Origin of the sequence: Pseudomonas syringae KCTC 12500 (genome assembly GCF_000507185.2) — a bacterium.
In the GTDB taxonomy this organism is placed as follows: domain Bacteria; phylum Pseudomonadota; class Gammaproteobacteria; order Pseudomonadales; family Pseudomonadaceae; genus Aquipseudomonas; species Aquipseudomonas syringae.
This window is the reverse complement of the sequence record NZ_AYTM02000002.1, coordinates 4,771,257-4,787,015: the sequence shown is the minus strand read 5'-3', so window position 1 is coordinate 4,787,015 and position 15,759 is coordinate 4,771,257. Positions and strand designations below refer to the sequence as shown.

Genomic DNA, 15,759 nt, shown 5'->3' with positions numbered 1-15,759 from the left:
ATCTGCTGCGTACACGGCGCACTTTGTTACAGCTGCGCGTTGCGCGGTGCAGACGGTAACTGATTCAGGCTCATATTCAAGGCCAATACGTTAACCACCGGTGGACCGATCAGCGGACGCTGAGTATTGGCGTCGATCAGCGCCTGCACTTTGTCCAGCGGCAACTGGCGCGCCGCTGCAACACGCCCGGCCTGCCAGGCCACCGCTTCAGGCGAGAGGTGCGGGTCAAGTCCGCTGCCGGAGGTGGTCAGCAAGGCCATTGGTATCGGTTCCTGCGAGACGTTGGCCAGTTTGGCGGCGTCCTCTTTCACGCGTGTCGCCAGCGCCGGGTTGCTCGGCGCGAAGTTACTCGCGCCGCTGGCCACGGTCGCGAATGCGCCAGCCGAGGGGCGCGACTGGAACCACTCATCGCCGGTGAACGACTGGGCGATCAGCGCCGAGCCACGCACCTTGCCCGATGCGTCATACACCAGGCTGCCATTGGCCTGCTGCGGAAACGCCACTTGCGCAACCCCGGTGACCACCAGTGGATAGGCCACGCCGGTGATCAGGCTCATCAACACGATCAGGCTCAAGGCCGGACGCAATACATTGGACATCTGCACATCCTCAATCAGGTGAGGCTGCACGCCGACCGGCGTGCAGCACAGGCTTCAAACAAGGCCGAGTGCGACCAGCAGCATGTCGATCAGCTTGATGCCGATAAACGGCACGACGATGCCGCCCAGGCCGTAGATCAGCAGGTTGCGACGCAGCAGGTGAGCCGCGCTGGCCGCCTGCACACGCACGCCACGCAGGGCCAGCGGGATCAGTACGACGATGATCAGCGCGTTGAAGACGATGGCCGAGACAATCGCGCTCTGCGGGCTGGCCAGCTTCATGACGTTGAGCACACCCAGTTGCGGGTAGATCGAGGCAAACAGCGCGGGCAGCACGGCGAAGTACTTGGCCACGTCGTTGGCAATCGAAAAGGTGGTCAGCGCACCGCGGGTAACCAGCAACTCCTTGCCGATCTGCACCACGTCCAGCAACTTGGTCGGGTCGCTGTCAAGGTCAACCATGTTGGCCGCTTCGCGTGCGGCCTGGGTGCCGTCGTTCATCGCCATGCCGACGTCGGCCTGGGCCAGTGCAGGTGCATCGTTGGCGCCGTCGCCACACATCGCCACCAGACGACCTTCGCCCTGCTCCTGGCGAATTCGCTCCAGTTTCTTCTCCGGCGTGGCTTCAGCCAGCACGTCGTCGACACCGGCCTCGGCAGCAATCGCTGCGGCAGTCAGCGGGTTGTCGCCGGTGACCATCACGGTCCGGATACCCAGCTTGCGCAGTTCTTCGAAGCGTTCGCGAATGCCTGGCTTGACCACGTCCTTGAGATGGATCGCGCCCAACAACCGACCGTTGGCGCAGACCAGCAGCGGTGTGCCGCCGGTCTTGGCGATCTTTTCGACCTCGCGGGCCAGTACAGGCGGCAGCTCGCTGCGCTGCATGTCGATAAAGGCCAGCAGCGAATCCACCGCGCCCTTGCGGTACACGTGGCCCTGGTAATCAACGCCGGACAGACGTGTGTCAGCGCTGAACGGCACAGCCGTCACCGAGCTCAGGGTCGGCTCGTTCATCGGGTGCAGGTTGCGCAGAAACTCGACGATGGATTTGCCTTCTGCCGTGTCGTCGGCCAGCGAGGCCAGCAAAGCACCCTCGCCCAGTTCCTTCGGGGTCACGCCCGGAGCAGCGTAGACGGCGGCGCAGCGACGGTTGCCGAAGGTGATGGTGCCGGTCTTGTCCAGCAGCAGCACATGCACATCGCCTGCGGCTTCCACGGCGCGACCGGACTTGGCGATCACATTGAGGCGCACCAGGCGGTCCATACCGGCAATGCCGATGGCCGACAGCAGACCACCAATGGTGGTGGGGATCAGCGTGACCAGCAACGCCACCAGAAACACCAGCGGCAGGCTGCCACCGGCGAAGTGGGCGAACGGCTGCAAGGTGATGACCACCAGCAGAAAGATCAGGGTCAGGCCGATCAGCAGGATATCCAGCGCGACTTCATTGGGGGTCTTCTGCCGTTTGGCACCTTCGACCAGCGCGATCATGCGGTCCAGCGTCGATTCACCGGGGTTGGCGCTGATGCGTATCAGCAGCCAGTCGGAGACCAGCCGGGTGTTGCCGGTCACGGCCGAGCGATCGCCACCGGATTCGCGAATCACTGGCGCGGATTCGCCGGTAATCGCAGCCTCGTTGACCGCAGCGATGCCTTCGATGACTTCGCCATCACCGGGAATCATTTCGCCGATCTCGACGCGCACCACATCACCCTTGCGCAACTCGCTGGCATTGATGATGCGCAGGCTGCCGTTGTCGTCCCTGATACGTGCCTTGAGCCCTTCGCTGCCCGCCTTGAGACTGTCGGCGCGGGCCTTGCCGCGGCCTTCGGCCAGCGCTTCGGCGAAGTTGGCGAACAGCACGGTGAACCACAGCCACAGGGCGATCTGTACGCAGACCGAAGTCGGCACCTGCGGGTTGGGGATCACGCAGAGCACGGTGGTCAGGATGGCGGTCAGTTCCACCACCAGCATGACCGGCGAACGCTTGAGCTGACGCGGGTCGAGCTTGACGAACGCCTGCACCAGCGCCGGACGCCACAGGGCAGCGATTCCGGTTTTTGCCGACTCGGTGGCCTGCGATTCAGTAGATTTCGCAGCAGCATTTTTTGCAGGATCAATAGGTAAGTTCATGATCGGTTCCTCAGAAACCCAGGCTCAGGTGTTCGGCAATCGGCCCCAGTGCCAGGGTCGGCAGGAAGGTCAAACCACCCACCAGCAGAATCGTGACGGTCAGCAGGGTGACGAACAGCAGGCCGTGGGTCGGGAAGCTGTTCTGGCCCTGCGGCGCGGCCTTCTTCATGGCCAGGCTACCGGCCAGGGCCAGCACCGGCAGGATGTAACCGAAGCGGCCGATGAAAATCGCCAGGCTGAGCATCAGGTTGTGGAACACGGTGTTGGCACTGAAACCGCCGAACGCCGAGCCGTTGTTGGCCGTGGCCGAGGTGTAGGCGTACAGCAACTGACTGAAGCCGTGCGGGCCAGGGTTGCTGACAGCACCGGCCGGGCCTGGCAGGCTCGCTGCAATCGCGCCCAGCACCAGCACGCCGACCGGCATCACCAGCAGGGTCGCGACCAGCAGCCGGACTTCCTGCGCTTGCAGCTTCTTGCCCAGGTATTCCGGGGTACGGCCAATCATCAGGCCTGCAAGGAAAACGGCAATCAGTACGTTGAGCAGCATGCCGTTGAGGCCGACACCGACGCCGCCGAAGATCACTTCGCCGACCATCATGTTGACCAGTGCGACCATGCCGGTCAGCGGGTTGAGGCTGTCGTGCATGCCGTTGACCGAGCCGTTGGAGGCCGCAGTGGTAGCGACTGACCACAGCACCGTGCCGGTGGTGCCGAAGCGGGTTTCCTTGCCTTCGAGCGGTGCGGTCTGCTCGACACCGGCGATGTTCAGCGCCGGGTTGGGCTGGTACTCGGCCCACAGCGAGACCGCGCCGCCGATCAACAGCAGCGCCAGCATGCAGCCGAGAATCGCGCGGCTCTGGCGCATGTCCTTGACGTAGTGGCCGAAAGTGAACACCAGTGCAGCCGGGATCAGCAGGATCGATACCAGCTCGAACAGGTTGCTCCAGGCAGTGGGGTTCTCGAACGGATGCGCCGAGTTGACGCCAAAGAAGCCGCCGCCATTGGTGCCCAGTTGCTTGATGGCGATCTGACTGGCCGCAGGGCCCATCGGCAGGCTCTGGTCAGCGCCTTGCAGGGTCAGTGCGTCGATGTAATGGCCGAAGTTCTGTGGTACGCCCTGCCAGACCAGAAACACCGCCAGCACGATACTGATCGGCAACAGCCCGTAGAGCGTGGCGCGGGTCATGTCGGCCCAGAAGTTACCCAGGCTCTGCGATGAGCGACGACTGATGCCGCGACACAGCGCGACCAGCACTGCCAGGCCGGTCGCGGCGCTGACGAAGTTCTGCACGGTCAGGCCGGCCATCTGGCTCAGGTAGCTGAGCGACGCTTCGCCGCTGTAGGCCTGCCAGTTGGTGTTGGCGACAAAACTCATGGTGGTGTTGAAGGCCAGCGACCACTCCATGCCCGGCAATTGCTGCGGGTTGAGCGGCAGCATGCCTTGCAGCATCAGGATGGCGAACAGCACGACAAAGCCCGCCAGGTTGAACGCCAGCAAGGCCCAGGCGTATTGCTTCCAGGACTGTTCGGTTTTCGGGTCGACGCCGGAAATCCGGTAGCAGGCGCGCTCGACCGGCCCCAGCACCGGGCTCAGCCAGGTGCGCTCGCCTTCCATGACCCGGTAATAGAAACGTCCCAGCCACGGCGCAGGGGCCAGCAGCAGGACCAGAAAGGCCAGGATCAACAGATAATCGTAACTGTGCATGATCACTCCTGACTCTGGTCGGCGCGCAACAGCGCCACCAGCAGATAGATGAACAGCCCGACTCCCATCAACAGAGAGATACCATCCATAACGCTCATTGAAATTTCCCCCATCAGGCAACACCGATACGGCGCAGGCCGCGTGGGGTGATTGTCCGCAGGCAGGGTGTAAAGGCGCGAGATCGACAGGCTGGCCGGGGCGTAAAGAAGCTGTAAAAAAGCGCTACAGCCTTGACGGCGCAAGGCCTTCACGGTCCTGCGGCGCTGTCATTTATGTCAGGTTCGCGTTAGGGGTTGCAGGGGTATCGTGGTGCGGCGATCTTCAGGGAAAGGACTTCACCATGCTTCGCGACAATGGAAAACCACCCGGCACCACGCCGCCCTCCCCAGCCCCCCCCGCCACCGTCCAGCTGACTGTCAAGGAACGACAAGTCCTGGAATGGGTGGCGATCGGCAAATCCGCCTGGGAGATATCCCGAATACAAGGGTGCTCGGAAGCGACCGTGCACTTTCATACCAGCAATATCCGCCGCAAGTTCGGGGTGACGTCATTGAAGGCGGCATTGGTGATGGCGATCAGGCAGGGGGTGATTTTGGTGGAGTGATATACAAACGTACTTCAAGCGTCTGGTTTAAACCGGGCAACGGCAGGTAGGTCGTTGACCGGTTATGCTAAAGCCCCATGTTACTAATCAGGATTATAACCCAAGAAACGTTTTGTATCTCCTTCGGGGAGTCTTATGTCACTGGGCTTCGCCAGTCTTTTACCCAGCTCTATCCTTTGTTGTTGAGCAGTGATAGCCTGATTAACATCAATTTCTTTCTCCTGAAGCTTTAAATTCGCTCGCGCCTCTTTAGTGATAGCACGCTTACCTATTTTTCTGTTTGCATACACAAAATCCGCTTTTGCTTCGGTATATAATTGTTCGTACTGGTTATATAAGTTCTTCGCTTGTTCGTAATCATTTTCAATCCTGCTCGGCACTGCCCTACCCGTATTCCTTTGTACCGCCTTAGCGTTGTCAAGTCTTCTCGTCTGTTGTTCAAGTTGACGCTTTGCTGCGTCCCTATCCAGCCCCTTTGCTATAGATCTCTTTTCAAGCCTTTTCGCAGTATTGGGGGTTATCTTTCTCAGGTGAACAGCTCCCCCTTTGGTGTTGAGACGCAAAGCCTCCGGGACAGATTTTATTACCCTCGGATCCGTACTAAGACGCGCGGACAGACGCCTTATTATCGTCCCCACGATACTATGCCCCGACGGATCCACGCTGTTCACAGGATCCCCCTCGACATACGCATACCCATTCACCCCGCCCTCGCCAAACGGGCTCCAGCTATCAGGGCTGTTGAAGCGCATCAACACCGGGCTGTAGGCACGATAGCCATTGCCCAGCATTTGCCAGCCGGTATCCGCCTCGGCCAGTTCGCCGTTGAACCCCAGTTTGCCAAGTGGGGCGTCTTCACCGCTGGCGTGGCCGTAGGCCGTATACCACCTCCGATTGATCCCGTTGGCATCGACTTCACCGAGCACGCTGTCACTGTCGTTGGTAGCAAGCAGCACCGTCCGATCGATCTGCTGTTCGGCCAGCAGGTAGTCGTCGCCACGCATGAAGGTGCTCTGGACATGGCTACCGAGTTGATTGGCCAGCTCCCCGTCACGATAGAAGCGCAGGTCCCTGTCCTCTCCGCGGGTCTCCCCTGTCAGTTGGTCCTGGGGGTCATACTGGTAGTGAATGCCGGCTGAGGGCGTGCCTACTTCGATCAGGCGGCCGAGGGGGTCGTATTTAAGCGTGCGCCCGGCTTCGTCGATGTCCAGATTGCCGTCCAGGTCATAGTGAAGCTTGATTTCAGGCGGGTAGTGCGCGTGGTTACTGTTTGTTACCCGGCTCAACTGCACGGGATCGTCACCTTCGTAAAAATACCGAGCGTTGTTGGTACCGCCATCGAAGCTGGTCGTGACGACCGTCAGGTTGTTCGCGCCATCGAAAGTGAAGTTCTGCGTCAGGAGAGTCCTGCCATAGGGGTCCACCGGCCGCTGAGTGCCAGTGCATTGATATTGAGTCAGGCGGCCGGAGGCATCGTACTTGTAGTTTTCGTCACGGAGTATTTCCGTGCCCTGGCTCAGGGTACGCTGGACCATGTTATCCACATCGTCATAGACCTGAACCATCTGCTGCTTGACACCATTGAGGTCGAATACACGACTGACTTCCCGTCCCAGATCATCATATTCAAGGCTGATCGCGACGGTTCTCTCGCGGCTGCCGTCGGTCTTGTCGGTGGTGGTGATTTTTGCGAGCCGACCAAAGGCAGTGTCATAGTCGAACGTTGAATACACCTCACCCAGCGAAGTTTCGTAAAGACGACCGCAGTTGTCATAACGATTGACCTGCTCCTGCCCCAGCACATCGGTGTAAGACAGCAACAGGCCCTGTCGGCTGTAGCTGTAAAACATCTCGTAGGCTTTGCCAGCAGAGGTGCGCGTCTCGCTTTTCAGCGAGCCGGTACTGTAATAAGCGCGATCCAGTATCTCGCCCTGCTCCTCGGAATGAATCAGACGGGCGTTCTGCCGATCGTAACTGTAATCGGCAGCCACACCCGGCTCCGCAGTCTTGCCAGGCGCTGGCGTCGTCGCGGACTCTTTCGGCAGACCGGCCTTGCAGGTGGTTTGAGGTTCAGGCTCCGCTTCGGACTGCACCCTGCGCCACGGCTCATCGCCCACCTGGGGCTTGTATTCATAGTCGATTTTCCGCTTGCTGGGCAGAGTTACCGTTTTGGGTTGCAGCAGACCGGGGTCGTAAACAAGCGTACGTTTACGCCCCCCGGTGACAGACGTGACCAGGCGATCCAGCCCGTCGAACGCCTGCTCTCCCAGCACAATGCTTTTGCCGTTGTGCTCGATGCCGATACTGACGGGCAAGTCTTCGCTGCTGTGGCTTGCATAACTGCGACGTACGATCGCCCGGCTTGGCAATGTGGACTCGATCACCCGATCGAAGACGTCATAGAGATAGGTGGTGCGCCGGCCGCCGTTTGCCACCCCGATAACTTCCTCGACACGGCGGCCAAGACCGTCGTAATGGTACTGGCTCAGACTGACCGAGTTGCCCGCCTGATCCAGGCGCTCACTACGGGTCGGCTGTTCGAACAGGCTCATCCAGGACTCGGTGAACTCGCTCTTGCCGACGCCACCGGGGCCCTCGATCCAGCTACGCTGAATTGGCCCTTGCGATTGCGACGTACCAATGGGGTCGGTCTCTTCGACCGTCTTGACGTTATCCGGCCCGGTGACGGAACGCTGTTCGCCCCAATCGTCGTATTCGAAGAGGCTCTTCAGAGCCAGGTTTTGCTCATCCAGCCAGTCGAATTCGGTTTCGCTGATCATCAGCCCCCATGCGTCATAAACGGCAGCGTAGGTCTGTCGCGGTATGTCGATACGTGCAGGGGTATCTGCGTCATCCCGCTCCTCGTAGATAACCCGGTTGAGGCCATCGAAGTGACTGCAGGTTTTTACCTTCTTGACGTCGATGAGCGTCTGCATGGCCTGATCAGTGGCCTTGGCACATAGGCGATACTCATAACTTCTGGTCGCCTTATAGAGATCATCATCTGGCGCCACGGTTTCACTCAGTACACGGCGCAGACTGTCGTAGACATAACGGATTTCCACGTTGTTGTCGTCGCGATTGAGCAAGGGTTCGCCGTTGAGCAAAGAGTCCTCCAGCGTAATGACCTTCTTCGTGTTATCGAAGCCGGTCACGGTCTGTTCGGTTTGCAACACAGTCTTGCCATAAATCTCGCTGTCAGGGGTGCTGTAGGCATACTCTGTGCTGGTTGCATTCTCACCCATGATCACCCGTTGCAGTTTGAGCCGGCCGTGCAGGAGTGCGTTGTTCGGCTCATTGAAGTATTCATAGGTGGTGAGGCGCTGCTCGTGCTCATCATCAGCGGCCTGCATCAGTAACGCCTCGCTTTGCGGTGCAAGCCATTCCTGCAGCTGACCGCCATCCACCGCAGGCAATGCCAGGTAACGATAACGGGTGATCAGGACCGGAGCATCGCCGTAGCCGGATGCCGCAGGAATAACCTGGCTGCTTTTCATCCAGCGCACGAAGCCTTCAGGGTCTGGCGGGCATCCGTCCTCACCGTCGGCCGGATACCACTCACTGACCTCGACCACACCGTTGGCCTGAGTCTGAGTGAGCAGGTTGCCGTGCTTGTCATAGGTGCTGCTGACGACTTCACTGCGCGGCACACTGCCGTCTGATGACAGCCGCCAGGTGGTCTCGACCTCTTTGGGTAACTGACAATAGGCGGGCTGAGTCAAAAAGGGTTGCCCCGGCTCGATGTAGTAGCGAGTGTCCACCTGCATGACCGTAAGGTTCTTGCGCGTGGTTTCTCGAGTAAGCAGGTGAAACTGGTTGAACGTCCGTTCGATGCTGCGCTCGGCGTCAGCCTCGCCTGCAACCTGAACACGCAATGTCTCAGTCGACGAATACTCATACGGCTCCGCCCCGAGATATCGATACAGATTGTCCAGACCGTTATCTTCCCAGGCGATATCCAGCCCGGCGCCCAGAAAGTTGCGCTGGCGCCCGGCGCTGTCCTGATAGGTGTAATGGACGTCCATTTGTGCCTGACCGAATCCGGGCGTTGTGCGATGACGCGTGACTCGGGGCAAAGGGTCACGTGCCGCCTTGGCAGGAAACTGATGGCCGCTGTCGGTGTAAAAGATCTCCTCCCGACCGCCGACGGGTGTTTCCACCGACGTCATGCACAAATGGTCACGGATCCGACTGTATGCAAAACGCCAGGAGGCCGCATTGTCAGTCGGCAATTCGATACGATCGACACGGTGATCCGATCCGCCCAGCACCATTACGAATGTCGCATCCGGTTCCTCGCCAGTGGTCATACGCAGCTTCACCGCTGTCTCTTCGCGGCTGACACCGAGCAATATCTGGCCCGAGTCATCCTTGATTTCGCTGAGCATCTGATGCCCGCCGAAAGAGGTGTAATCCAGTGTGACGCTGTGACCTTCAGGAGCAAGTACGCGCACCGGCAGCGCGACTCTGTTGGTCCCGCTGCCACGCATTTCAAGCTGCTCCACCAGACCCGACTTGTGCATCACCCGGTAGTGGGTCTCGTCCTCCTTGTAAAAGTGAAAGCTGTCGATTTTCTTTTCCGACATCAGCATCTGGCCGTCGCCGGTGCCATCGACCTTGAATGTCTCACCGCTGCTCAGCGATATGATCTGGCTACCCGGATCGTACTGCGACAATTGCAGATTCCAGCCCAGACCAAAGCCGCTGTCCTGTCGGTTGAGAGGGTTATAGTTGAGTGCCAGCGGCACGCCCGGGCCACGTAATCCGTTGGTCTTGACGTCGGGCAAGGTAATCGCCACCGTATATTGCCCGGTACGGGGGTCAACGCCGCTCTGTACATAACTCAGGAAGTTGAACGCGTTGGAGTGTACGGAAGTCGATGCTGTCATGATTCATGAACCTCGAACTTTATAGAGTGGGATAACCGTCACCCCATGCGGGTGACGATTAACACGTTGGCCTGACAGGTCCGGTTGTGCTGAGGGCTAATCCGATACATCGACACGCACGCAGGACAACTTGCCTTTTATGTTTTCACCCCCGCTATACGCCTTGGTCAAAACAACGCCGCGAGTGATAATGCTGTCGACCGGTTTGCCTCTGAGCTGGTCGATGGAGATCCAGACTGTTGTAACGGGGTCGATATAGGTTTCGAGTCCAAATACCCAGCCTCCCGAATCATCGCAATCTCTGGACTCCAGGAGTATCTTCATGGCCGAACGCACGTTATCCAGCTTTATAAAACTCATCTGATCGTTTGTGCATTCATGATCACCCTTGTTGAGACGAACCACGTCGTCCTTGGCGACAAACGTGCAGTTCTTGCCGCCGCCATCGGAGGTTTCTGCGAGCATGATGAGACGAACCGGCTCTGCCGGGGGCTTGGGTACGGGCCTGTGGGACGGGACTAACGTACAGCCTGCCAACCCCGCAAGAGCCAGGTACGCGAGGGTTTTATTCAGCGCATTCATGGTGATGACTCCCTGTCAATTTGTTGCGTCAATGCCTCATTGAGGCCGGGTTTCCGAATACAAGGTATGCATGAGGCGGTTGCGCCTGCCGGAGCCGCTGGGCAGAAAACTGATTCGCCGTTTATGGGCATTGCCCTGCTTATCGATCAACAGGACTACCAGTACGCTCATCAACTTGTCGCGGGCGGGATCACCTTCCGGGATATATGTAAGGCCCCGGAGGCGATGCAGGCTGATAATCAGTTTGCCGGTCTCGAATACGGACGTATCGACGTCAATGTCCAACGTGTGAACGTTCCCCATCACATCCTTGAGCGCTTCGTCAAAGCGCACCTTGCTCACATCGCCTTTGACCGCCGGGTCGTCGAAGATAAACCCCGTCCAACTGAACATTACTTCTGCTGCCTGCTCGCTCTCCCAGAGAATGATCGAGGTATTGATCACGTCACTGCCGGGCCTGGAGGGCAGAAACTTCAGCGTCTCGAACTTTACCTCTTGCTGGGTATCGGGGTTAGTGACATTCAGCTTCCAGTAATCGGTGGTATTGAAGTGCAAATCGAAAGGATCATCTGGAGAGCCTTCTGGAGGCGGATCAACCGAAGGATCTGTGCCATTGTTATCCAGACGTTTCGGAATGAAGGTGTAATTGCGGGTATCGAACGTGGGCAAACGTCGCGGGTTGATTTCGACCTTGCTGTTAACCTCTTCGTACTGCACCGAGGTCCACCACTTGCCGTTGTCATCCTGAAAGGTCGCATAGAAAACACCGCTGAAACCGGGTTCTGCCCGACTATGCAGGTAGAAGTCCTGGGCGACTGGCCGTGGAACATCCAGACCCGACTCAGCAGCGAAAACGCCAGCCCCGGACAACTCGAAGCGGTTATGTTGTTTACGCACGCGCCAAGCCTGGTCATCACCTTCGGGCATGCCGTCCAGAGTGGGGAGCACTGACTCGATGTTTTGTCCGGTGATATCGTCTACCAGACGCATGGAAGCCATTTCGGTGGGGCTCAGCTGGTAATCGACACCGTCCACCGGCATCACCTGGGTCTTGACCTGCAGCCTGAGCTGCTGATAACCGTTGGGGTACAGACTACCCGTCCTGTGGTCAGGCGACGACGTGCCGGGGACCGTAACGGTGAACATCGACATTTCTTCCCAACGACCTTCGTCGATCACTTCAGACAATTCGATGACGCTATAGCCACACGCAAGAACCACCCCGTTGTTCACCACTTCACAGCTCACCACGCTGCTGGCGACAAGCGTCTGGTCGGGCGGCATGAAAAGCCCCTGCCGATCGACCGTGCCTGGTCCGCCCACCACCTTCCAGCGTCGCTCAAGACCGGGCAGCAGTGCACGGTCATCCTGTAACTGCACCGCCACCATTGGCCTTGCTCTGGGGACGAAAGCCGGCTCGATGCGCAGCATTTGTTGCCCATTGGCGACAAGCACGGTAGCGATGCCATAATCATTGCCCAACGCCTCGATCTGTTGCACGGCCAGCGCTCTTTTCCCGGACCTGGCGTCTGGACTGAAGAGCGCGCCCTTGTCGGCCTGACTCAACCTGCCAAGCTCAGCACCCAGCAGCGTCCAGCTCACCGGGCTGCCGTCAAGCGTCGAAGCAGCCAGAGAGACCGTTTGCAGCGTAGCCCCTCCCGGTACTACCGTTACACGCGGCACCAACTCCATGCTCCGTGATACCACACTGACCAGCGCCGAGACCTTGACGACAGCGCCTGACTCTTGATAGGCGGCGGTGATCACCACGCGAATCGCGTCATGGCCGATCGCCTCAAGATCCGCTGCTGTGTAAACGCCGCTGGAAGAGATGCTGCCGCTTCCGGCAGCCACGTGGCTTTGAATGCTTAACGCACTCCAACTGGTGGCCGGTATTTCTTCGCCTTGTGAGTTGCGCAGGACGAAACGCTGGGTCTGCCCGGCCGCCAGGGTCGAGAACATTGGCGTAATGCTGGCCTGTGTTGCACGAAGACTGCCAAACAACAGCAGGTCATGTGCGCGATGCTGCTCAAGCGGTTCAAATACGCGCCCACCGGTAAACTTCAGGGTGTCCAGCATCTGCAAGCGTTCACGTTCGATCATCGACAGGGTCTTTTGCGCGAGCATCAACACCGTGCCGTATGCTGGCTGATTGTCTGCCCCGCGATCATCAGGTATTGGATAAACGAAATCGTCTGTTGGCGGAAACAAGCCTTCGCCCTCGCCATCCTGCGCGTGCATGAACAGCATAAGCGCGCCATCCCCCGCACTTTCCATGCGCGCATCGCTTGAACGCGGCGCGGCGCGGGCAAGAAGCCGCAAGCTGCCTGGCGTCTGGACGTGGTAGCGATTGAGCTGTGCCTGCAGCACTGAGAAAACCCGGCGATGAAGCGCAATCTGTTTGAACTCCTGAGCGAAGAAATCCGCCAGTTGCTGATTGATCGCCTCATCGACGCCCCCCAGGTTACAGGCAACGCCGGCTCCGCCAGCCAGATCGAGCAGCACATGGCCCTCCTCGCCCACGAAGAGGTCAACCGTCATCGCCAGCCTGAAGCCCATCGGCTCGCTGATGATGAAGCTGCCGGACACGGTGGTCGCGCTTCCCTGCGGCTGATGCAGGCCGCTGTAGCGGCCAGACACGATATGCATCGTGACCAGAACACTGCTGTAGCCCGGCGACTCAGGCAGAAACGACAGAACCGGCACACCCAGTTCGACCTGCTTCAGACGAACAGTGTCGCCTTGTCGCTCATCCACAACGATGTCGCCGGTGAACAACGGCAAGAAGTCCAGCTCCTGATAGCGCTCAATGTATTGCTGTTCCATATGCCGGTTGAGATCGCTGCGACTGACCACTGCGACGGCTCCCCAGCCCTGGGTCAAAGCACCGGCACCGGCACCGGCGCGCTGCACAATACCGCTCAATGAACGAGGCATTGCAGTGCCCGCCGTACCCAACGCTGGCTGCCCGGTCAGTGCCTGCAGCGCCCCGGTCGAGTCACTCAATGGCAGCGGCAGAATCAGGTGCCCGGCCATCATGCCAAGTATGTCATCGAAAAGTTCTGCGAACACGACAACGAAGCGCTCAGGTGCGTTGGCATCACTGCTGTACACACCCTCGGGATCTATCCAGCCCGGCCCGCTCCAACTCCAGGTAACCGGGAGGACTCTGCCGTTGACGACGACTTTCAGCTCGGCACGCTGATCGTTGACGCTAACCAGCGTGATGGGCAGCATCGGTGAGTGGCGAAGAACCAGTACCTGGATTGACTGGGTGTGCTGATCGTCGCTGACCGTTATTGTGTCCAGAACATAGGTATTCCCAGCGCCCCCTGGGCCGGCGATGTAAAACTTCTCATGCGGCGCATCAATGCCATCCTCGAGCGTCCCGCTTTGTCCGGGCACCGGATCGACCACGGTCCATTTCAGGGGAGTTGTGCGCGAACTGCGTGCTGAGAGCGCTATCCGTTCACCGTAATTACACACCTGAATCAACGGGCTGACGCTGACGCTGCTGGCCATCACCGTCAACAATGCCGTACTGCAATGTCCGGACACCGGGTCCGTTGCCTTGATCAATACGCGTTGAAAACCCTGCCTCACGGGCAGCGCTGCAGGAGCCGTATACATGCCTTGCGTATCAATTTCTCCCGGACCTTCAGTATCGCCGTCCACTGCATTCGTCCGGGACCAGATGAGGCCTTCGCGCGCAGGCCGGGTGGTAAATTGCAGTGTTTCTCCCATGCCGATCAGTGCCTGCTGCTCGACGATACTGAACGTGGACGCACCGGGATCGATACGACCGAACACTGCCAGGTCATAAGGCAGACGTTTGAGTACAGGTTGCAGCACTTGCTCGTCAGGCAATAACCAGCCGCCCAGAAAACGCTCGGCGCCGGTTGCATCCAGGGTTTTGCTCAACCCTTGCAACAGTGCGTGTTTGACGGTGTAGGCCACGAAACCGTTGATCTGCTCCAGTTCCCCGGCACTCAGGTTGTCCAGCGTTCCCGGAACGGCGCTGACTTCATGATCGAACAGATAAGGCGCATAAAGTTGCCCTTCCATTGCCTGATCATCTGACTCACTTTCAATCAGATGAAACTCATGCTTGAGGCTGATGTTGAATGTCGCGTTGTGCGATTGCCATTGATCGCTGTCCAGCGCCCTGTAGCGAAAGCCCAGCGTGCAGGGGAATTCCCAGGTCTGCATGGTCTGGGTGTACTCGAAATCAATGGTCAGAGGATGCTGGGTGTTGAAGGCCTGGACACTGAAAGGCTCCGATTCGAAGACATATTCCGCACTTCGATAGTCTCCAGCAGGAACTGCAAATGTGCCGGCCCGGGCGACCATCCGCTGCAGCGGTTTATCCTCCGAAACGATGAAGCTGAAGTCGGGTGCCTGGAGCATTTGCATCACCGCATGGCCAAAGGCAGCACGGTGCAACGCGTGGGAGGAAAACACGGCGGTCGCCGAATACGAAAGCTGAGCATCGTTGGGAATCAGGTAACGGAAGTCGGACTCGTCACCCGGAATCCCGCCACTGACGCCGTACTCCATGGTCGTGAACAGTAACAAGGCGCCTTTTTTATGCACCGATGTGGCATCGGAGCTTTCAAGCTGTGAGCGCACATCAATTCTGCGTACGTTAAGCAATTCGTTGCTCTGCTCGTTGAAAATGCCCAACCTGAACAGCTGTTGCGGATTTTCCGGGTTGGTCAACCAACCCTGAAAAAACTCACCGACCTTGCTTTGTTCGGTAGTCCCGCCCGGAAAATCCAGCGTAAGGTTTTCAGCCAGACCAAGATCCACAACCAGATCCGCGCTCTGACTGCTCATTTGCAGATCAAAATCCAGGTGCGGCGCGTTCAGCGGATCGTAGGTAGCGATTCTGTGAACATTGTGCCGTCCTTGAACGTTCTCCAGCACGGTATGCAAACCGGCGATTACTGAAATGCGCCAGGCCAGCAGGGAATGCTCCAGGGCACTGTGTTTGAACGACAAGGTTGGCGCACCGAGAACACAGCCCGAGAAAAAGTGAGAGTCATGCGTATCGGGAATCGCGATACTTCCGTCCGGCACCGGACGCGACAGCCCCTGAGCCACACTCTTCTGGTAAAGGTAGTCAAGCAGCTCGTTGACCTTGTCGCCATCCAGAGCAATGATCGCGTCCCAACCTCTCAGACGCGTGGTATTTTTCATCCATGCCAGCAGACTTTCCGCTGAATAACCAGCCATGACATCACCTCC

General features: G+C 58.7%; 8 protein-coding genes. 1 reads left to right on the top strand and 7 read right to left on the bottom strand.

Features of this window, described 5'->3' with window-relative positions; genetic code table 11:
• Positions 1–26: 26 nt before the first annotated feature.
• Genes kdpC through kdpF form a run of 4 tightly spaced genes read right to left on the bottom strand, consistent with a single transcriptional unit; the run spans position 27 to position 4,535 of the window.
• Complete coding sequence (kdpC, locus tag V476_RS21410; protein ID WP_024960346.1) at positions 27–599, bottom strand: potassium-transporting ATPase subunit KdpC; 573 nt, start codon at positions 597–599, stop codon at positions 27–29.
• 54 nt (positions 600–653) lie between these two features.
• A complete protein-coding gene (kdpB, locus tag V476_RS21405; RefSeq protein ID WP_017278185.1) occupies positions 654–2,732 on the bottom strand; it encodes a potassium-transporting ATPase subunit KdpB in 2,079 nt (692 codons plus the stop codon).
• A gap of 10 nt (positions 2,733–2,742) precedes the next feature.
• Positions 2,743–4,437: a potassium-transporting ATPase subunit KdpA gene (kdpA, locus tag V476_RS21400; RefSeq protein WP_003419975.1), complete on the bottom strand. Its 1,695-nt coding sequence runs from the start codon at positions 4,435–4,437 to the stop codon at positions 2,743–2,745.
• A gap of 2 nt (positions 4,438–4,439) precedes the next feature.
• A complete protein-coding gene (gene kdpF / locus V476_RS21395; RefSeq protein WP_003406089.1) occupies positions 4,440–4,535 on the bottom strand; it encodes a K(+)-transporting ATPase subunit F in 96 nt (31 codons plus the stop codon).
• Between the two features lie 242 nt (positions 4,536–4,777).
• Here kdpF and V476_RS21390 point away from each other — a divergent pair, with 242 nt between their 5' ends.
• On the top strand, positions 4,778–5,041 hold the full coding sequence (locus V476_RS21390) for a helix-turn-helix domain-containing protein (RefSeq protein ID WP_003316599.1): 264 nt from the start codon (positions 4,778–4,780) through the stop codon (positions 5,039–5,041).
• An 83-nt stretch (positions 5,042–5,124) separates the two neighbouring features.
• On the opposite strand, the gene V476_RS21385 is transcribed toward V476_RS21390, so the two are convergent.
• The 3 genes from V476_RS21385 to V476_RS21375 all read right to left on the bottom strand — a co-directional run bounded on the left by V476_RS21385 (position 5,125) and on the right by V476_RS21375 (position 15,747).
• A complete protein-coding gene (locus tag V476_RS21385; protein ID WP_024960496.1) occupies positions 5,125–9,930 on the bottom strand; it encodes an RHS repeat domain-containing protein in 4,806 nt (1,601 codons plus the stop codon).
• Between the two features lie 96 nt (positions 9,931–10,026).
• Positions 10,027–10,512, bottom strand: a complete 486-nt coding sequence (locus tag V476_RS21380) for a hypothetical protein (protein ID WP_024960495.1) — start codon at positions 10,510–10,512, stop codon at positions 10,027–10,029.
• Positions 10,513–10,548: 36 nt separating this feature from the next.
• Positions 10,549–15,747 carry a hypothetical protein gene (locus V476_RS21375; protein WP_024960494.1) on the bottom strand — a complete coding sequence of 1,733 codons (5,199 nt, stop codon included), beginning with the start codon at positions 15,745–15,747 and terminating at the stop codon, positions 10,549–10,551.
• Positions 15,748–15,759: the final 12 nt, after the last annotated feature.

Coding starts and splice junctions, on each gene's coding strand:
- kdpA (WP_003419975.1), bottom strand. CDS start 4,437: ATGCACAGTTACGATTATCTGTTGATCCTGGCCTTTCTGGTCCTGCTG.
- V476_RS21380 (WP_024960495.1), bottom strand. CDS start 10,512: ATGAATGCGCTGAATAAAACCCTCGCGTACCTGGCTCTTGCGGGGTTG.
- V476_RS21375 (WP_024960494.1), bottom strand. CDS start 15,747: ATGGCTGGTTATTCAGCGGAAAGTCTGCTGGCATGGATGAAAAATACC.
- kdpB (WP_017278185.1), bottom strand. CDS start 2,732: ATGAACTTACCTATTGATCCTGCAAAAAATGCTGCTGCGAAATCTACT.
- V476_RS21390 (WP_003316599.1), top strand. CDS start 4,778: ATGCTTCGCGACAATGGAAAACCACCCGGCACCACGCCGCCCTCCCCA.
- kdpF (WP_003406089.1), bottom strand. CDS start 4,535: ATGAGCGTTATGGATGGTATCTCTCTGTTGATGGGAGTCGGGCTGTTC.
- kdpC (WP_024960346.1), bottom strand. CDS start 599: ATGTCCAATGTATTGCGTCCGGCCTTGAGCCTGATCGTGTTGATGAGC.
- V476_RS21385 (WP_024960496.1), bottom strand. CDS start 9,930: ATGACAGCATCGACTTCCGTACACTCCAACGCGTTCAACTTCCTGAGT.